This window comes from Nostoc sp. (assembly GCF_036917395.1).
Taxonomy (GTDB): domain Bacteria; phylum Cyanobacteriota; class Cyanobacteriia; order Cyanobacteriales; family Nostocaceae; genus Nostoc.
In genome coordinates this window covers 309529-327784 of record NZ_JBALDI010000029.1, presented here as the reverse complement: position 1 = coordinate 327784, position 18256 = coordinate 309529, and the positions used below count along the sequence as shown (strand labels likewise).

At 39.5% G+C, this 18256-nt stretch carries 18 protein-coding genes; 6 read left to right on the top strand and 12 right to left on the bottom strand.

Annotated elements, in window-relative coordinates; all coding sequences use genetic code 11:
- Window positions 1-52: 52 nt before the first annotated feature.
- From V7K46_RS12375 to V7K46_RS12330, 10 genes are all read right to left on the bottom strand, one after another.
- Window positions 53-2467 carry an AAA family ATPase gene (locus tag V7K46_RS12375; RefSeq protein ID WP_335113415.1) on the bottom strand — a complete coding sequence of 805 codons (2415 nt, stop codon included), beginning with the start codon at window positions 2465-2467 and terminating at the stop codon, window positions 53-55.
- Between the two features lie 153 nt (window positions 2468-2620).
- Window positions 2621-2767, bottom strand: a complete 147-nt coding sequence (locus V7K46_RS12370) for a hypothetical protein (protein WP_335113413.1) — start codon at window positions 2765-2767, stop codon at window positions 2621-2623.
- Between the two features lie 250 nt (window positions 2768-3017).
- Complete coding sequence (locus V7K46_RS12365; protein ID WP_335113411.1) at window positions 3018-3404, bottom strand: DUF1016 N-terminal domain-containing protein; 387 nt, start codon at window positions 3402-3404, stop codon at window positions 3018-3020.
- A gap of 244 nt (window positions 3405-3648) precedes the next feature.
- Window positions 3649-4395, bottom strand: a complete 747-nt coding sequence (locus tag V7K46_RS12360) for a creatininase family protein (RefSeq protein WP_335113408.1) — start codon at window positions 4393-4395, stop codon at window positions 3649-3651.
- A 451-nt stretch (window positions 4396-4846) separates the two neighbouring features.
- Window positions 4847-5119 (bottom strand): cupin domain-containing protein, encoded by a 273-nt coding sequence (locus tag V7K46_RS12355; protein ID WP_335113406.1) that lies wholly within the window; start codon window positions 5117-5119, stop codon window positions 4847-4849.
- 22 nt (window positions 5120-5141) lie between these two features.
- The gene (locus tag V7K46_RS12350) at window positions 5142-5501 is read right to left on the bottom strand and encodes a Mo-dependent nitrogenase C-terminal domain-containing protein (RefSeq protein ID WP_335113404.1); all 360 of its coding nucleotides are present in this window, start codon (window positions 5499-5501) and stop codon (window positions 5142-5144) included.
- Window positions 5502-6130: 629 nt separating this feature from the next.
- Entirely contained in the window at window positions 6131-7594 is a 1464-nt protein-coding gene (locus tag V7K46_RS12345) for a protein kinase domain-containing protein (protein ID WP_335113402.1), read from the bottom strand.
- 47 nt (window positions 7595-7641) lie between these two features.
- Complete coding sequence (locus tag V7K46_RS12340) at window positions 7642-8187, bottom strand: GIY-YIG nuclease family protein (protein ID WP_335113400.1); 546 nt, start codon at window positions 8185-8187, stop codon at window positions 7642-7644.
- A 72-nt stretch (window positions 8188-8259) separates the two neighbouring features.
- Window positions 8260-8589 carry a hypothetical protein gene (locus tag V7K46_RS12335; protein ID WP_335113398.1) on the bottom strand — a complete coding sequence of 110 codons (330 nt, stop codon included), beginning with the start codon at window positions 8587-8589 and terminating at the stop codon, window positions 8260-8262.
- A gap of 771 nt (window positions 8590-9360) precedes the next feature.
- Window positions 9361-9555 (bottom strand): hypothetical protein, encoded by a 195-nt coding sequence (locus V7K46_RS12330; RefSeq protein WP_335113396.1) that lies wholly within the window; start codon window positions 9553-9555, stop codon window positions 9361-9363.
- 321 nt (window positions 9556-9876) lie between these two features.
- On the opposite strand from V7K46_RS12330, the gene V7K46_RS12325 reads away from it, so the two are divergent.
- Entirely contained in the window at window positions 9877-10404 is a 528-nt protein-coding gene (locus V7K46_RS12325; RefSeq protein WP_335113393.1) for a GNAT family N-acetyltransferase, read from the top strand.
- Between the two features lie 57 nt (window positions 10405-10461).
- On the opposite strand, the gene V7K46_RS12320 is transcribed toward V7K46_RS12325, so the two are convergent.
- Entirely contained in the window at window positions 10462-11082 is a 621-nt protein-coding gene (locus tag V7K46_RS12320; protein WP_335113444.1) for a class I SAM-dependent methyltransferase, read from the bottom strand.
- Between the two features lie 615 nt (window positions 11083-11697).
- Between V7K46_RS12320 and V7K46_RS12315 the strand changes: the two genes are divergently transcribed.
- The 5 genes from V7K46_RS12315 (at window position 11698) to V7K46_RS12295 (ending at window position 16044) form a co-directional block, all read left to right on the top strand.
- Complete coding sequence (locus tag V7K46_RS12315) at window positions 11698-11985, top strand: Mo-dependent nitrogenase C-terminal domain-containing protein (protein WP_335113391.1); 288 nt, start codon at window positions 11698-11700, stop codon at window positions 11983-11985.
- A 192-nt stretch (window positions 11986-12177) separates the two neighbouring features.
- Entirely contained in the window at window positions 12178-12852 is a 675-nt protein-coding gene (locus tag V7K46_RS12310; RefSeq protein WP_335113389.1) for a response regulator transcription factor, read from the top strand.
- 134 nt (window positions 12853-12986) lie between these two features.
- Window positions 12987-13946, top strand: a complete 960-nt coding sequence (locus V7K46_RS12305; RefSeq protein ID WP_335113387.1) for an inorganic phosphate transporter — start codon at window positions 12987-12989, stop codon at window positions 13944-13946.
- Between the two features lie 370 nt (window positions 13947-14316).
- Window positions 14317-14754: a CVNH domain-containing protein gene (locus V7K46_RS12300; RefSeq protein ID WP_335113385.1), complete on the top strand. Its 438-nt coding sequence runs from the start codon at window positions 14317-14319 to the stop codon at window positions 14752-14754.
- Window positions 14755-15036: 282 nt separating this feature from the next.
- Window positions 15037-16044 carry a zinc-dependent alcohol dehydrogenase family protein gene (locus V7K46_RS12295; protein WP_335113383.1) on the top strand — a complete coding sequence of 336 codons (1008 nt, stop codon included), beginning with the start codon at window positions 15037-15039 and terminating at the stop codon, window positions 16042-16044.
- Between the two features lie 1443 nt (window positions 16045-17487).
- On the opposite strand, the gene ilvN is transcribed toward V7K46_RS12295, so the two are convergent.
- On the bottom strand, window positions 17488-18006 hold the full coding sequence (ilvN, locus tag V7K46_RS12285; RefSeq protein ID WP_335027396.1) for an acetolactate synthase small subunit: 519 nt from the start codon (window positions 18004-18006) through the stop codon (window positions 17488-17490).
- Window positions 18007-18256 lie beyond the last annotated feature (250 nt).

Here is an 18256-nt window from a genome sequence, read left to right as displayed (position 1 = left end):
TTATTAGTGTTTTGAAGACCTAATCTTAAGATTTGATAGAGTAAATTTAATTTTACAACCAAGTATTACGAAGAGTTTCTCTTAGAATTCTTTGACTTTGGTAAGAATTAGATTGTGGAAGAGAGATATAGATTTTATCTTGTTGAAGGCAATATTCAACAAACGATTTTGTAATGGCACGCCAATCCTGGAAGGTTAATTTTGCAGTATTTATAAGATTTCTGGTTTCTTCAATATACTGTTGACTACTAACAGGAGTCATCAAAGCCATTTCACTCATATAAACCCCTTCCTTGTCATCAATCACAAATTCATAATGAATACGTCCACAATGAGTTATCTTTACTCGCTGTGACTCATAAATATGAATATCAGTTGGATCATAGGGTTCAATGAGACGGTAGTCGAGAAGAGCTTTAAGATGATCCTTGACTATAGTACGACTTACAGTAGCAGGTTCAAAATAATTCAAAATATCTTCAGCCGTAAGATATTTTTTCTCCGAATCTGAATGTTCAGAATATACATCCATGAGGAGGCGAAGTATTGATAGCCTAATAAGTGGACTTGTAATATTATTAGGGTTAACCTCAAAAAGATTTAAGATGAAACTACTATCTTGTTGATTGAAGTGATTATAATCTCCAAACAACAGCGCTTTTTTAATATTTATACGTTGGGGACGAAATCTCTGTTCAATAGCATAAGCCTTAACCAATTCGCCAATATCTATGATAGGAGAGGTGATCACTCTCTGAACTATTTGGAGACTCCTTCTAATATCAAAGTTAGAAAGCCATCCAACTATACGACTAATATAATCCTCATTTATAAATATATCCTCTACAGAAAAAGCAAATGCCGTTATGTTAGGAATTGACAACCTAATTCCTTTGTCTGTAAAATAATTTCCATTAAGTTCTGCATTTCCTTTAGCTTTTTCTTTAATAAAATTAACACGTTTCGCAATAACTTCTTTAGTTGAGGGTACTGGAAGATAGAAGCCTCGATGCTCATAAGATTGTAATGGACCAGACTTAGAAAGCTGCCAAATTGTTCGATCAGTTATTGGACATATAATAAATGAAAAACATTCTCTATAAATAGATTGTGCATACTGAAAGACAGACTCTTGAAAAGTTTGTGGAAAATGATCGGTATTGTCAAATACTATACATGGCATCAGCCTTCTTGCATGAGCAGCATTTTCGATTAGTCTCCTCACATATTTTTGAGGTTGATTCAATGCGATGTCAGCCATCCACTCTCCAAATTTCTGCTTGAATGTAATTTTATCTTTTTCATATAAATACTTATGCTCTCCATTACTCCATCGTCTATATTCTTGAAAGAAAACTCCCTGAAGTTCATCGTATGTAGGATATCCATCCTTAAATAAATTTTTCTCTAGCTCAATTTTTAGTTTGTCAGTTAACCAATTGGCAATAGTAACTTGATTACCATCTGAATTAGCGAGATCAACACGAAGAGTTAAACAATTTTCACGTAACTGCTTGTCTAAAACTAAGCGAAAGAAACGATCAACAAAAGTAGACTTTCCTGCACCTTTGTTACCTATTATTAAAATAAAATCGCCCCTTTGGGACTCTACAGATACGCGAATCTGATCCTCTAGCTCAGTTCCTCTGTCCGAATTAACGATGTCAATTTGGTTGAGCAAATTCCGTGTTATCTTTTCAAGACTCTCATCTGCTGCACGGCTTTCTTTTGATTCCACAAAGCATTTTGCTAGCATATCAGGATCATCTTCACCTGACATGCTACTGAAGAAACTTCGGTAGATATTCTCTAAATCCCTTAAAAGTCCAGATTTTGAGAGTAAACGCCTTTCAGAAATTTCAATAACTGACTCCAAAACTTCACTATGATTTATCTGTAAGCCTTCTGAGTGATGTACATGCACTTGATATAAGTTAGCTAACACTCCTTCTTGTGAAAAGAGATCGTAGAAGACTGCAAAATTTTTCTGAATAGCCTCAAGACTGGGAAATACTGCTGCTTTACCTTCTTTAGGTGGCACTCCATCAGTTCGGACAGCCCAGAAACCAATCCACTGTAAACCAGTTGTTAATGCAGAAAACAGAACAGCAGTATCTGTGCAATAGCGTTTTGCTTGTTCCAAACCATCAGTTGCAGACTGAAGTGCTGGACCATTGACTTTGTACCAAGCCATGCGCGGTTGATGAGTGTCAATTAATAACCTGGAAGTTCGTTTTGCTTCTACAACAAGTCTGTTGCGATTTCCAGCAGTCAGCAGATAGTCAACATAGCCGGAATCTGTATGAGGTTCTGTTCTAATGCCTGATCTATCCCATCCCAGAACCTCTACAAGTATACGATCAATGACTTGGAAACGTGCATCTTGCTCAGTGTCAAGTGGCACGTTCTCATCCATTAACTCTACGTAAATTTGATCAAATTTTTCTTTTGCTTGATCGATATTCATGAGTAGGCAATTTCTGACAGAAGTTAAATAAATAAGTACTTATGAACTATAAATATATCTGTAAGTATAGTGTCATAACACGGTAGCTCAACCTTGCAAAAAAGTCTACTTTTGAAACTTTGTAAAACAAATCGTTAAATTTCTACACAAATTTTATTTAGGTTGAGCGATCGCCTTCCAATCGCCATCATCCAACCTCAAACCCTCAAGTTTCAACCTCAGAACTCGAAGTTTCAACCTCAGAACTTGAACATCGGAGCAAAAAGCCTGAAACTTCCCCTTCTGAACTCCAAGCTTCACCCTCATCACAGCAAGTTTGACCCTTTGAACACGAAACTTAGACTTCAGAAGCTCAAACATCCCCTTCAGAACTTGAACATTTGGCTTCAGAGGTTAAAGAGTTGAGCTAGAAGCTTAAAATTTGAGTTACAAGAGATATAGATTACTGGCATAAGAGTTAGACAATGAGTGAAACTCAGACCCAGTTACCGACAGATACTATGGATTTGTGCTTCTTGGCAAGAGTATGAGCAAGCGATCGCTAACTTGCTCAACGAGAAGGCAAAGGAAATTCTTGAGCTAAAGTAGATAAATTAGATTCCGCAGACAGTGTTTGCGAAATTTCAGTATCTAAATTAGATTTGCCAGATGGTGTCTGGCAAATCTGCCATTCCAGGTAAAAATTACGCATTTGCTGTAGGTTACTTCGAGAAAAACCTTTACCAAATCTGGCTGTTAAATCTTCTGAAAGCCTTTTTATGACTGCTGCTCCATATTCGGCTCGTTTCTCTCCACCCTGCTCAAGTTCTACAATCCGTCGTCCAATTTCCCAGTAAGTAGCTGTCATGATTACATTGACTGAACGAGCCGCTGCACGACGAGATGATTCGAGAAGTTTGATTAAATCAGTTAAAGTATTTTCGTAATCGTTAATCACGATGTTTTTTTCAGTTGCAGTTTTCAGTCTTAATAATTAATCTATTGCCTCATTTTACGACTTATCAAATAACTATTCTCAAGATATTTAGCAATTTTATTTCAATTGTTCAGAATCTCAAATTGCTGATCCCCGACCTTTTTGAAAAAGTCGGGGATCATGTTTATGCACATTTGATTCAGGATTGCTGTTTTATGCAGAGACGCAATTTGACTCGCATCTCTACAATGTCTTTCCATGAGTTTTATTCTGCGTTCACAAATTCTAAATACCCATTGCTAAGTTCTTTCACCGCCAAGTCATAAAGTTGTTTACCGTGTTCAGGCGTTGCTAAAGCCGGATTTGATCCCATGCGTCCATCTGGATAACGCACTCGAAAGTCAGCTGCGCTATAAATCCTGTGTCCGCTTGCAACTTCTGGTGAAAGGGGCGCTTGCTTAATCGCATTTGGATAAACGTACTGGGTAAGGGCTACTTCACTTGGCGTTGCATGAGAACCTTCTTGATCCCCATATAATTCTTTAGCTAGCTTATATACAGAACCGCACATAAACCAGTTTGCCACTTGACATTGCACCTGTTGAGCATTGTTAATCTGCAAATCTTCTAAATGCGCGTAAGTTTCTGAAAAAGCAGCTTTCAGGGTGGCGATATTACCACCATGTCCGTTAATAAAGTAGAACTTGGTAAAACCAGCTTTGACTAAACAAGTTACATAATCTCGCACTACTAGAATTAAAGTGCTGGGGCGCAGGCTGATTGTGCCAGGAAAGGAAGTATGGTGCAGTGCCATCCCCACATTGATTGTAGGGCCAACGATCGCGCCAGTTGCATCTCCCACACCAGCTGCGATCGCTTCTGCACAAATAGCATCAGTCCCAATTAACCCGGTTGGCCCATGCTGTTCTGTGGAACCAATAGGGAAAATTATCCCCTTTGACTGCTGTAAATAAGCTTCGATTTCTTGCCAAGTACTTAAATGCAGTAACATTTTTGATTATTTTCCTCAATAAAATTGCGGTGGAGCGAAACATTTTTTTGCTACACAGCATTTTCTGTAATTAAACTCCCACTAACACGATTATGAACTGCCAAGATTAAGAGTGGTGGCGATCGCTATCACCAGATCCCCGACTTCCTAAAAGTTGTCGGGGATCAATAGCTTTCACATTTTTAGTTATCAACCACTAACCTGGCAACAACTTTCTGCCAAATTTGAAGGAAATGAGACTATTTATTTCTAGGAATATTGTTTAGGGGATGGAGTCGCAACGAGTTTCGAGCAATATGGATATAAGCAATTTACGGATTCTACCACTTTATCCTACAACACTCGCTGCGAACCTCCATATAGTAAAAATCTAAATTAAGTTATGAGATGTTGTGAAGCGTTGGTTTTTGGGATCATCAAGTAGATAAAGGGGATCACTCTTATCTATTGACTAATCAAAGTAATAATGTTTTTTCACGTTGCTTGTAATTTCCCATATGCAGGACATGTCAGGAGGAAAAATTACCAAATCGCCTTTCCCCATTTCCACTGGTTGTCCACCATTACGAGTAACAACTACATCACCTTCCAAAAAGTAGCAAGTTTCTTGAGAATCATAAGTCCAAGGAAATTTGGAAACTTCCTTTTTCCAAATTTCCCATTTAGAAACACCCAATTCATTGAGGCGTTTTTGTGTAGGTTGATGCTCAATTTTAATTTCCATATTGTATTTTCTCTAGTTATGTTCAGCAGTAGGATTGAATATCCTCTCCACACTGATCTACTAGATAACACAAAGCCCGAAAACGTAAGTAGACAAGTTCGTTATAAAGCGGATTGAGTTTGCACATTGGCGGAATGTGGCCTATTGTGCGACCAAAAAGCATGATATCACGCTCGAATGGACACTGGGCGGGAATCAGTTTAGCAATAAATCTGGCTAATTTCCGATTCTGAATCTCAAATGTGTCCAGCGATTGACGTAATGGTTGCAGTAAATCTAATTTAGGTAAAGCAAATTGCTTTTTACGGACTGTTTTATCCTTTTCTTCTAAAGGGTTAATAAAAGCAGGCAGAAAAATAGGTCGATTTTTTGTTTTAAGCATAGTCGTAGGCAAGGTTTTCCTAGTGTAGATGAGCTATTTGCCGATTGGGAATATTACCATGTAATCTGTCTGGTCAATTTGCATTCTGCTTGTAAATTGGAAAGTAAAGTAAGCACAATGCAAAGAATTTACATGCATCTTTGGGGGGAAATCGTTTAACTAATTGTTATTTAAACCCACCAAATCAGGAAGAACTGTCCCGTTAAATACAAAATAACAAAGAAAATATAAACATGGCATTTTTTTAACTTATGGATTGCTTATCTTGGATATAGCAATTTTATATCTTAAATAGAAATGCCTGGTTCTGAAACTGCCTAGTATCTAAAGATGGACTTTGGGGGAGAAGAACAGAGTTTATCTCTGACTCCATATAGACTTCACTAGGATTAGCCTCTAATATTTGGCGATTTTAGACTATTAAATATTTAATAATCTGTCCAATATGTTACACTAGCTAACCTATATTTTATCTAATAAGTAGCAAAGAAATCCTTTGATAAATCCAAGCAAATATACTTAGAAAGTATAACATTTCTCAAAAATATTTGCAAAAAATGCATCGGTTCTCAGGGCGTACAGCATGATATATATTAGGTATTTCCTGAAATGGTATAATTATGAAAATCTTATTTCTTAAAATATCTCAAACCGTAACGAGCTTGATATTTGCTGATATAATCTACATTCTGTTGCTCTAATTTTGACAGCAATTTAAGTGGGAATGCCTTTGGTAAATATATAGGACGATACCAAGGTTGCTTATTAAAGTAATCTTGTAATTCAAGAGTATCAAAACGGCGACCGTGACTGGCAAAAATAGAATTTCGCATAATATCTAGTTCAAAACCGTTTTTACCATCCAAATCTGCATCAGTTACAAGTCTTTGGGAAAGCCAGAAATAAGTGTTGATAGCCGTGGTATCAACTGGCGGTATTGATGTAGTTGGGGTAGGTGTAGATTGAGTAGGAACAGATGGGGTCGTTGGGATCAATTTGGGAGTTTCTATGACGGGGCTTGTGACAGTTGACGGTGTTTGTGAAGGTAACACCGTTTTGTCTGCTGTAGATTGAGAAGATTTTGTTAATACCTGGCTAATAATCACAGATGCACCAATTAACCCACCTGCGATTAAACTGCCGATAAGGATATTATTCTGACTATTACCTTGAGGGTTAGGCTGTGGTTTGACAGGCACTGTCTGAGGTGGCGGTGCAGAGACTATAGTCGGTTGAGTCAAGAGGGGTTGCGTCGGTGGAATAGGATTTGCTATGCTCTGCAAAGTATCCAGCATTGCTCTGGCTGTGGGGTAGCGATCGCGCGGATGATAAGCGATCGCCTTATCGATTACTCCTGCGATGATTGGGCTAAGATGACTAGCATACTGTCGCCAGACAATTTCACCCGTCTGAGAATCCGTTTCTAGTTGTTGGGCTTGTCTACCAGTCAACAAATAAATTACCGTCATTCCTAAACTGTATAAATCACTAGAAAAAACTGGTCTACCTGCGGCTTGTTCACTCGGCATATAGCCTGGTGTACCAATCACAATCGAACTGGTAGGATTGCCTTGAGAATTCACCACTGTTCCCATTGATTCCCGTACAGCACCAAAATCAATCAGCACCGATTTACCATCCCGATGACGCACAATGATGTTATCCGGTTTAATATCGCGGTGAACGATATGCTTAGAGTGAACGTAATCCAGGACGGGTAATAAATTCATGAATAATTTCTGGACAGCGCCTTCACTAAATAGCCCCTGCTTCTGGACTTTTCCAGTTAAGGTATCGCCTTCAATCCACTCCTGAACTAAGTAAAATTGTCCGCCTGAGGAGAAGTAGGCATACAATGCCGGAATTTGGTCATTTGCGCCACCGAGTTCTTCTAAAATAGCTGCTTCCCGTTGAAACCTCTCTTGCACTATCTGGTAAATTTGGGGATTGTTGTGAATCGGTCTTAGCTGTTTAACCACACAACGGCGCTTTGAAGGCATATAGGTATCTTCTGCTAGATAGGTTTCACCAAACCCACCAGCGCCCAGTGTACGGATAACTTGATAGCGATCGTTCAGCAGCTGTATTGTCATGAAAGATTACAAGCGAGATTTCTAAGATAGTTTTCCCCAAAACTACATCATTTCAAATCTAGTAAACCTTCTTCTTTCAATTTAGGATTGAAGCGAATTTGCATTTGCAAACCACGCACTTCTAGCAATTGCGTTGAAATTTCTGCTTCTACTCTCCGTGCCACATTTTTAATAATTTTTATTTGTGCTAATTCATCATTAGCTGGATTTAGATATTTTGCCTGTTCTTCAGGTGTCATTATCACTTTCACATCAATGGGATGAGTCCATTTTTCCTTGTGATCCCCATTTCCCCAAGGCACACTGCCATTTTCAGCAATCCAAGCATTCTCAATATTTTCTAAAATTGTGCGACTAGGGCGTTCAATAGTTTGAACTTTGACCCAATAGCATTGCTGTGGCTGACGGACTAAATGCTGCTTGATGCTGAGATAAACATCACGGGAGTATCCTACAAATTGGAGTACTTTTTCTTGGTCAAAAATAGCATATACCCCGATTTTACCCTGAAATTGTTCGGGTAATTGACCGCGATCGTCAATGTAAGGAATGTATTCCAGGGTTGCCAAAGAAGAAAGATTTGTTTCCACCATACATCAAATATCAAACTTACTATTTGCCTTTAGAATTGAGAATTGCTAATTAGGGAAAAATTATCTTGATAATTACCCATTACCCAATTTTTGGTAAATTGCACAAAGGCGACTGGGTTTAAAAATCTTAGCACTAAACATGAAATTTGGTGGAACATTGATGATGGCATACTCATCAGATTCATGATACTTTTCAAATTCTGCTGGCATTCCTTTAGTGGTAGTTAAGCTGTAAGGAACTGGTTGGAAAAGTAATTGTGTAAATTTAACTTGTTCACACCGCAACTGTTGACAAATTTGGTTTAAGAAAGCAACGCTTGTCAATAAATTGAATAGAGTTTCTTGAGCTTGTGCTTCAAGAGTGAAACTGCCATCAAAGTTTTGGACGATTTTAAGGGGCATTTTCTGTATAGGTAGTTATTAACGACTAAGTTATGATAGAGGATAGGTAACATGTTACACATGGTTATCCAAAAGTGCTGGACAATGAAGCCTACCTTTTTATGCAGATGAGCTTTGTGAAAAATCACCGCTTTAAGATCAGCCTATTGGATTGTGGGACTTCTGTCAGCCACACAAGCAAGCTAGTATGATTAAGAATCGTGAAGTTTAGCAGATTTTCAGGGATAGGTGATTTCTGCTTAACGCTGTGCTGACAAACTTCAGATATTATATTTAGAAATATTAATGTCAAAGATATAACTAAGTGCAAGGAAAATCATTTCTTCAATATGGAGTAAAATAAAAACATAAAAATATAATATGGCACTAAAGTAATGCCATAATATGAAAGCGATGCCTACGACGGGCTGCACTTACCCACTTACCACACTAGTACAGTACAACGTAAATAGCGCAAAGTCTGAGCGGCGGTTCCCGCTGATCAGAACTTTGCAAGACGACCACCCATTCCAAATTAATAAAACGCTTACGCTGTATACCTGCTTAAATTTTGAATTTTGAATTTTGAATTTTGAATTTTGAATTTTGAATTTTGAATTTTGAATTACGCTTTGCGGTACCAGCCTCCACCCTCCCTAAAAACAATTTTCACACAACAAAATAAGTGGATAGTCATGATATAAATCACAACTATCCACTCAAAGTTTACTAAATCCAGGTTATTAGAAAAAACTCAATTAGATTATTGAAACTAGACAAAGTTCAAACCAATTAACGTGACTCAGTTCCCTGATTGGGGCTACCTGCTACAGAATCGTTTTCTGGTGCTTCTGGTGTAGCAGAGGGTTTACCATCAGTCTTTTCAGCATCGCCAGTTTTGCGGGTACTTTCGTCAAGGGTGGTTTGGTAACCACCAGAACCAGTAGGCGTAGTTTCTGGATTATTAGATTTTTGTTCTTCAGCCATGATCACATTCCTAATCATTTATTCTTGGCATTATCTTAAGAAAATTTGAGGTTTGAGTGCATCTATCTAGAATCTAGTTATGGCTGATTTCACCTCTATCGGAAGTATTGTTTAGTACTACTCAGGTATGCTGACAAAAATCCATAAATATAGAATTTGTTAACCTGAGAACGCTTGCTGTCGTTAAAGGAGAACTTGGAACGGGTTTAATGTCCAAGATGCTTTTGAAATTGCTTTATTGATAATTGGCAGGAAATGGCAAATGATCTGAGTGAATAATATGGTGTGATGATTGTGATACAAATTAGCAAAGTATAATTAATGAACCAGAGCAATCTATCGTTACCATCTGGATGTGTCCTTCGCAAGGCAACCTCTGGGGATCAGTGGTCGATTCGATTGCTGGTATTCTCAGCAAAACTCGACCCAACGCAATTAAATTGGCAGCAATTTTGGGTAATTGAATGCGATGCCTACGGCAGGCATTGCCTACGCAATCTGGTAGCTTGTGGACAGCTTCGTAATTTCTCAGGGGCACAAGAACTTGGTAGTTTGGTCGTTGCATCAGGTTGGAGAGGTCGCGGTTTGGGTACTTTGCTAACGCAACATTTGATTAATACAGCAATACAATCACTTTATCTTGAATGTTTAGGTGAACGATTGGCGCAGTTTTACAGTCGCTTTGACTTTGTGCCAATATCTTTTGAAGACTTGCCACAATTTCCCAGGACAAGAGGCTTGTCTACGCTCAAGGGTAAATATAGATTCTCGCAATTAGCTAAAAGGCTGCTCAGAGTTCCTGTGGTGTTCATGGAATATCGAGGTCAGTTAAGGCTTGATCCTCCCTAACCCTCCTTAAAAAGGAGAGAATTGGAGCAAGCCTTTTTAAGGGAAGAAAGTTATCCATCAATCCAACGGAGGTTTAGCAAAAATCGTTAGTAAAACAGGCCCTAGTAAATAGTGGTGATTCAAACACAATAGCCCAGCAGAGGAGCCAAGAAGTTGTCGTTGATTAGGACTATAGAGTCTAATTCCTCGGGGAGAGACTGGCAATAATTGAGGTTCTGTCTCTTTTTTGGAAGTAATGTCAACCAAGTAAAAGCGTCCACCGGGAGAAAGTACCCGTGCTATCTCACTAACCACTTGTTTAGGTTCCAAATAGTGCAAGAAGCTGATAGTGCTGAAAACAGCATCAAATTGGCCATCAGCAAAGGGAAGAGACTCTGCTTTCCCCTCGATATAAATTAAACGTGGACGGTGGCAGTTGCTCTGTCTTGCTACCCGCAACATATTCGCAGAGAAATCCAATCCGGTGCCTTGTAGGTCGGGAAACTGAGTAGCAAGGCGCTCAAGTAAGCGTCCAGTACCACAGCCGATATCAAGTATATTTGCTGACTCTGGTAAATCGACATACTCCAGTAACCGTTTGTGAACGGCTCGATAAAACACTGAAGGAAAGAGCCAGTCGTAACTTGATGCCCATAGGTCAAAAAGTAGCTTTTTGTTACTGAAAAAGTCATCAGTCATTAGTTTTCGCAGCTTCCCTGAAGCTTGATGCTTTTTTAGGGTAAGTTTAGCTGCGCCTCCAAGATGTTGGTTATAGCTTTGCAGTCTGGCAATATCTAGCCTAGCCTTTGGCACATTACCATTTCACAAAATTCTGTGAAAAATACGTTGCCAGGGGCGTACAGATGTCATGGGTGTTAACTTAACGTCAAAGCCTGTCTATAACAAGCTTTTAGAGATTGTCTGGTTGTCTCGAAAAGAAGTCTCCGACTGGGAATGCTTAATGTGAGGCTGCGCCTCAAGACTTGCGGCAGAGCCGCAATTGAAGTGCATTTCCAGCCTCTGGCTGGAAACGAGGTTTTAAAAGGGTTTGCACTTAAGTTGACACCAATGTACAGATGTAAGTCCCTACAGCCAATTCATTTGTTGCAAAAATTTTTGGGGACGGTATAAATCATCCGGAATTTTAGCAATTGAATGTGTAATTAACAGTGTGCCTAGAGACTCATTCTATCTCTGTAGAGAACCAAAGAACGAGCAATCACTGCATAAAACTATAGAACCTAACCGTATATATTTATAGAGGTTCAAATACAACAAACTCAATCTAATTTGAAATTATCAAGGTGAACAATTATGACAAGCTTTATTCAAGTCTGGTTACACAATGATCTACTGCACCCAGTCCGCGAGTGGTTGGAAAGGATAAAAATTCATAACTCAAAATTGGCTCATTTCCTGTGCAAAGCTATTCCTGCTCAGTGTCCCTTTGAGCGAGACATCACAATGTTTGGTCGGAAGCTATTTCACATTCCTCCGATGTGTAAATTAAATCCCCTATACGAAGAAGTGGTTGGTTTACGTTTTAAAGCGCTCTGTTATCTTGCCGATGAATGCGGTGAAGATGTCACAGCCTATTGCTAATAGCCAGTTGGATCGTTCTTTGATCAAGCAGCCATCGGGAATTGCAGACATACGGTTGTTACTTACTCAGATTTATACTAAGCTAAGTACACCTAATTTAGATGTTTGGCTATTAAGTAGCTGGCACCTCACTAAAGTGTTTCCAGACCGTATTATTGCTTACCGTACCCTGCTGAAATCATTAACACGATCATGACGCACATCTTACTGGTTGAAGATGAAGTCAAACTGGCACGATTTGTCGAATTGGAGCTAAGTTATGAAGGTTATCAAGTTAGCGTCGCCTACGATGGATTAACTGCACTCACCGCAGCGCGTGAGTTACATCTAGATTTAGTAATTTTAGACTCGATGTTGCCGGGTTTGTCGGGGTTGGAAATTTGCCGCCGCCTACGAAATATTGGTGATCAAGTGCCGATAATCTTATTAACCGTCAAAGATGAAGTGAGCGATCGCATTGCAGGTTTAGACGCTGGTGCTGATGATTACCTCGTTAAACCCTTCGGTGTTGATGAATTATTAGCCAGAGTTGGCGCTCACCTGCGAAGAAGCTACCAAGCAGACAAAGCAGATGTTTTAGAATTTGAAGACCTAAGTTTAAATCGTCGCACGCGCCAAGTGTACCGAGATCAGCGGTTAATTGAGTTAACTGTTAAGGAATTTGATTTACTAGAATATTTACTGGTCCATCCGCGACAGGTAATTACCTGCGATCGCATTTTAGAGGAAGTCTGGAGTTACGACTTCATGGGCGATGCTAACATCATCGAACTTCACATGCGATACCTGCGTCTGAAACTTGAGGCCAACAACGAAAAGTGCCTCATTCAAACTGTCAGTGGTGTCGGCTACACATTGCGTGATTGAATTTGGGACTGGGGATTGGGAAAAGACAAGCGAAAGACTTCTTCAATAATTCTTCCTTATCCCCCTTGTCCTGTGTTTATCAGGCGCACTGACACTATAGCAGTGGTGGTTGCTATTAATTTATAAACCCAAAAATGTTGTTAATTAGTCTATTTATCGCCACGCTTTTTTTAGCATATTCCAATGGTGCAAATGATAACTTTAAAGGGGTAGCGACGCTGTTTGGTAGCCGAACTAGCAGCTATCAAACAGCAATTTTGTGGGCAACTTTTACAACTTTGGCTGGTGCAGGAACTGCGACTTTGTTGGCAAGTACACTAATTAAAAACTTCTCTGGAAAAGGACTAGTGCCTGATGCGATCGCTAACGCCCCAGAGTTTCATATAGCAGTAGCGATCGCTGCTGGTTTAACTGTGCTGATTGCCACCCTTATGGGGTTTCCCATTTCTACAACTCACAGTTTAATAGGTGCCCTTGTTGGCGCTGGATTAGTTGCGATCGGACTCAAAGTTAATTTTGCAGCTTTGGGAACTTCCTTTATTTTGCCTCTATTATTCAGTCCAATTATTGCTATTCCCTTGGGAGCAGTAATTTACAGCTTATCTGGCTATATTAATTCTAAATGGAACCTACCGGTTAACCAGAAAATGGTTGATAATTGCCATTTTATCAGTGCTGGAGTTGTCAGTTTTACTAGAGGATTAAATAATACTCCCAAGATTTTCTCACTCATTCTAATTATTGAGTATTTTTCGATTCAAGGAGGAATGATCACGATAGCGATCGCAATGGCACTTGGCGGTTTACTCAACTCCCAAAAAGTTGCAGTAACCATGAGTGAAAAAATTACCTCAATGAATCATACTCAAGGCTTATCAGCAAATATAGTAACTGGAATTCTAGTCATTGCAGCTAGTCGGTTTGGGCTTCCAGTTTCCACCACACATGTTTCAGTTGCTTCTATTTTGGGCGTGGGGTTGATTGGCAAAAAAAACAATATGCGTGTTTTTTATCAGATACTACTATCGTGGATTATAACTTTGCCTACTGCTGCAATTATTAGTGCAATAACCTACAGATTATTGCAAGGTTAGAAAAAATTAATATATTTGTGCAATTTTTAAGGATAAGGACCTAGATATGGAGATAACAACTTGACATAATTGAATTCAAATACTGGTTTGCTAACCAAAAATCTACAACACGCGCTGTAATTGCTTCATTAATGCGTAAGTACAAGGCACACTTCATCCTTATTTCAAGCCCCTACTTAAAATTATCTATAAAAACAAGCACAAAAAAACATTTAATTTGTACTATTTAGTATAATTTTATTCAGTATTTACATCAAATAGAAATATATGAAGATTGATTAAGAAGCAATTTTTTGTGATTAAAGTAAAATATTAGACAATAAAGTCAGTATTAGGAAATTGAATTTCCTAGTAAATGTGGAACAAAGTCGTGAAAAATGGAACAAAAATCATGAAACAAAATCTACAAAAGTTAATTGGTGTAATTGGTGTTTTAGTTTCCACTAGTTTTGTTGACATTAATAACCCAGCCAATGCTGCGCCTAGCACTTTTCAGCAAAGTTGTAACAATATTACAATTTCTGGTAATATATTAATGGCTAATTGCAGCAGAATTAATGGGTCATTCAATCAAAGCTCATTAGTTTTATTAGGGATTGAAAACATTGATGGCACCCTTAAAGTGACTAACCCTCGTAAAGTTAGTAATTATCAGCTGAGTTGTGATAACATTGGTTTCAATGGTTCCAATGGAAACTTACTAAAAGCTACTTGTAAGAGAAGAAGTGGTATAGCAAATAATACTTCTCTAGTTTTAAATGGTATCGAAAACATTAATGGTTTTCTAAAGTACACAAGTGCGCCGTAAGACATATGAGAGGGGTCAAATTTAACCCCATCGAAGCTTAGAGCCGAGATAAACGTTTTTGTAGCTGTTGATTTTGTTGGCGTATTGCTTATTTCAAAGATTTTCAGAGATTCTAAGCAATTCGACAACAAAGTCAGCTTTCTATAGCAATGCCTTATTTATGATAATGGCTGTTTTTAATCCCCTTGCAAGAATTTGCTAATGATCAAACCTGGAGTATAGTCTACCCTCTTGCGCTAAAGTTGCAAATGAACGTACATTTAAAGCCAGGAGGAAAGAGTTGTGAAAGCAGTCTTGATGACAGCAGCTGGCAGTCCGGAAGTTCTGCAAGTAGAGGAAGTGGCAAACCCTGCTGTTCCTGTAGGAAATGCTGAACTTTTAGTGCGTTTGGTGGCGGCTGGCATTAACCCCATTGACACTAAACTTCGTAGCCGAGGCACTTTCTACCCCGATCGCTTGCCGACAATTTTAGGATGTGATGGTGCAGGTGTAGTCGAAGCAGTGGGTGCTAATGTTCAGCGTTTTCGCCCAGGCAATGAGGTATATTTTTGCTATGGCGGCTTGGGCGCACACCAAGGCAATTATGCTGAATATACCGTTGTGGATGAGCGGTTTGTGGCACGTAAACCCGCGTCTATCTCCTTTGCCGAAGCAGCAGCAGCGCCTTTGGTGTTAATCACCGCCTGGGAAGCTTTATACGAACGGGGACGATTGGAACCTGGGGAAAAAGTTTTGATTCATGCGGGTGCTGGTGGTGTCGGTCATGTAGCAATTCAATTGGCGAAACTCAAAGGTGTTAGTGTTTCCACCACAGTCAGTTCTGAGGAAAAGGCTAATTTCGTCAAACAACTCGGTGCTGATCATGTAATCTTCTATAAACAAACAGACTTTGTGCAAGCTGTATTAGATTGGACTGGCGGCGAAGGCGTAGACTTGGCTTTTGATACCGTAGGCGGTGAAACCTTTCACAAAACTTTCCCCGCAGTGCGAGTGTATGGCGATATTGTGACGATTCTCGAACCAGATGCCAATACTGTTTGGAAAACTGCTAGAACTCGCAACCTCCGCATTGGTTTAGAATTTATGTTGGCACCAGCGTTGCTAGGATTGGAAGAGAGTCTCCAGCATCATGCAGAAATTCTCGAACAATGTGCCACCTGGATCGATGAAGGCAAGTTAAAAATCCACGTTAGTCACAAGTTTCCTTTGAAAGAAGCGGCTAAAGTCCACCAATTACTTGAAAGCGGTTCTGTGACAGGTAAAATTGTTTTACTGATTAGCGACGAATGATCGAGCAACTTGGATAAATTATTTTTTAAACGCATAGGAACGCAGAGGTTAAACGCAGAGGTACACAGAGGGGTTTCTCTGCGCTCCTTTGCACTTTCTTTTGCCTTCCTTTGCGTTTATATTAATTCTTCTCTTTTTCCCTCTTATACCAATTCACGAAAACCCTGATACAGATAGATTTCTTGTAGGGGCATGGCAATGCCATGCCCTTACCAACGTCTTTGTATCATTATTAAAGTGAAATGGTATTAGGAGTTGCGATCGCTTATTTCGGCTGACTGTTTTGGTTAGTGGATCGCTATCATCGGCTGCATCCCGTACCAATTATTCTTACATCTTACGAAACCATTTCGATATTAGTCATGATTACGCTGTAACTTCTACTTGATGAGTCTCTACAGTGAGCGGCAAACCAAGTTCTGCACGAACTTGAAGACAAGCTGCGATGTCTGGCAACAAGCCGCTGCGCGTCTACGCGTCCTTGATATTTATCCAGGGCTTCTTCTCTTGTTTGACCTCGACTAACACAACCAGGAATACTGGGGCACTCGACAATCCAAACCCCATCTTGATCACGATCAAGTGTTACATTGAACTTCATACACTGTTGTCGGCAAGAGAGTTGTAGTTATTTATTATTGTAACCTGCAAACATTTTACCCAAAAAAGCAGCCAAGCCGTCATCCCTTGTTGGCAAAATAGAAGGTGATCGCACTACAGACAAAGTTAAGTTAATGCATCGGCTTGCATTGTTAATGCATCGGCCGCCTTGTTAATGCATCGGCTTGCATTGTTAATGCGTTAGCTTGTATTGTGAATGCATCGGCTTGCATTGTGAATGCGTCAGTCACCTTGTTAATGTATCGGCTTACATTGTTAATGCGTTGGCTTACATTGTTAATGCGTTGGCTTACATTGTTAATGCGTTGGCTTGCATTGTTAATGCATCGGCTTACATTGTTAATGCATCGGCTTGTATAAGTTAACCTACTCTTTCTCTAACTTTGTTTTAAACTGTCGCGTTTACAATTTGCATTTTTTTAAATTTGGGGAGCAGTATCAGGAATACACAACTCTTACAGGGCAAGTGATTCCAAAAATTTTATTTCCACTCAGCCATTTCCTCAGTTTCAGCAAAGAGTGACTGAGGAAAATGGATCGCCAGTTAAATCATTTATCGATTTCGGGAGATGCTGAAAAGATTATCTGGGGAGCGCGTTCAATTCCTACTGTCATTGATGAGATACAATCTTAGTCAAAAGGAAGCATACAAGGCGCTGAAAATATTCTTGAAATGCCTCCCAAATAAACTTGTCAGGTTCAGGATAACTAGCTTTGAATGTTGCAACTTGAGCAGTTCTTGTCTGGGCGTATTTTTGCAAATTATGATTGGCGATCGCTAAACTAAAAGTCAGCCCACATTGGATCAGCTTAAGTTCCCAACTAAACTTTTGCTTCCAAAGACTTGAGTAACTCGGTATTCACACCCGACTCACGAGTTAGAGCAATTTTACCAGTGCGGGCGATTTCTCTCAAACCAAATTTTTGCAACACCTGCACGATCGCTACCATTTTACCTGGATCTCCCACAACTTCTAGGGTGAGAGAATCTTCCGCCACATCCACGACTCGCGCCCGGAAAATCTGAGACAGTTCGATCACTTCTGAGCGATTGCTGCTAGTAGCATTCACCTTTAAGAGCATCAATTCCCGCTCTACGCAAGGAGTTTCGGTAATATCCTGTACCTTAAGCACATTGACTAACTTGTATAGTTGCTTGGTGAGTTGCTCGATAATGCGATCGTCACCAGGTATAACCATCGTAATTCGGGAGACTCCTCCTTGTTCAGCAGGGCCAACAGCAAGGCTTTCAATATTAAAGCCGCGACGGGCGAATAAACTAGAAATGCGGGAAAGAACACCCGCCTCATCTTCTACGAGAACTGAAAGAGTATGTTTCATCTTCGCCAGCAGAGGCTAGAACAGGATTTGAGTAATGTAACACTAGTACCGTTTGGCAGAATTCACTCATTCACTCATTCAAAATTCCTTGAGTTTTAAACTCTTGACATTTTGTAAAATGTATGTTTTTTTCTACGGTGACGTACTACTGCACTAATTGTCAGTGTGACCTTTTATTGTAAACTCAATAGCTGCACTCATTGCATTCTCTAGAGAGAAATTGGGCAGAAATCATTGTACAAGGAGGAAT

What these genes read in the sequence shown, in the direction of transcription:
- V7K46_RS12375 (WP_335113415.1), bottom strand. Translation starts at nt 2,467, where the DNA reads ATGAATATCGATCAAGCAAAAGAAAAATTTGATCAAATTTACGTAGAG.
- V7K46_RS12360 (WP_335113408.1), bottom strand. Translation starts at nt 4,395, where the DNA reads ATGTTACTGCATTTAAGTACTTGGCAAGAAATCGAAGCTTATTTACAG.
- V7K46_RS12355 (WP_335113406.1), bottom strand. Translation starts at nt 5,119, where the DNA reads ATGGAAATTAAAATTGAGCATCAACCTACACAAAAACGCCTCAATGAA.
- V7K46_RS12350 (WP_335113404.1), bottom strand. Translation starts at nt 5,501, where the DNA reads ATGCTTAAAACAAAAAATCGACCTATTTTTCTGCCTGCTTTTATTAAC.
- V7K46_RS12345 (WP_335113402.1), bottom strand. Translation starts at nt 7,594, where the DNA reads ATGACAATACAGCTGCTGAACGATCGCTATCAAGTTATCCGTACACTG.
- V7K46_RS12340 (WP_335113400.1), bottom strand. Translation starts at nt 8,187, where the DNA reads ATGGTGGAAACAAATCTTTCTTCTTTGGCAACCCTGGAATACATTCCT.
- V7K46_RS12335 (WP_335113398.1), bottom strand. Translation starts at nt 8,589, where the DNA reads ATGCCCCTTAAAATCGTCCAAAACTTTGATGGCAGTTTCACTCTTGAA.
- V7K46_RS12330 (WP_335113396.1), bottom strand. Translation starts at nt 9,555, where the DNA reads ATGGCTGAAGAACAAAAATCTAATAATCCAGAAACTACGCCTACTGGT.
- V7K46_RS12325 (WP_335113393.1), top strand. Translation starts at nt 9,877, where the DNA reads ATGAACCAGAGCAATCTATCGTTACCATCTGGATGTGTCCTTCGCAAG.
- V7K46_RS12320 (WP_335113444.1), bottom strand. Translation starts at nt 11,082, where the DNA reads ATGACTGATGACTTTTTCAGTAACAAAAAGCTACTTTTTGACCTATGG.
- V7K46_RS12315 (WP_335113391.1), top strand. Translation starts at nt 11,698, where the DNA reads ATGACAAGCTTTATTCAAGTCTGGTTACACAATGATCTACTGCACCCA.
- V7K46_RS12310 (WP_335113389.1), top strand. Translation starts at nt 12,178, where the DNA reads ATGACGCACATCTTACTGGTTGAAGATGAAGTCAAACTGGCACGATTT.
- V7K46_RS12305 (WP_335113387.1), top strand. Translation starts at nt 12,987, where the DNA reads ATGTTGTTAATTAGTCTATTTATCGCCACGCTTTTTTTAGCATATTCC.
- ilvN (WP_335027396.1), bottom strand. Translation starts at nt 18,006, where the DNA reads ATGAAACATACTCTTTCAGTTCTCGTAGAAGATGAGGCGGGTGTTCTT.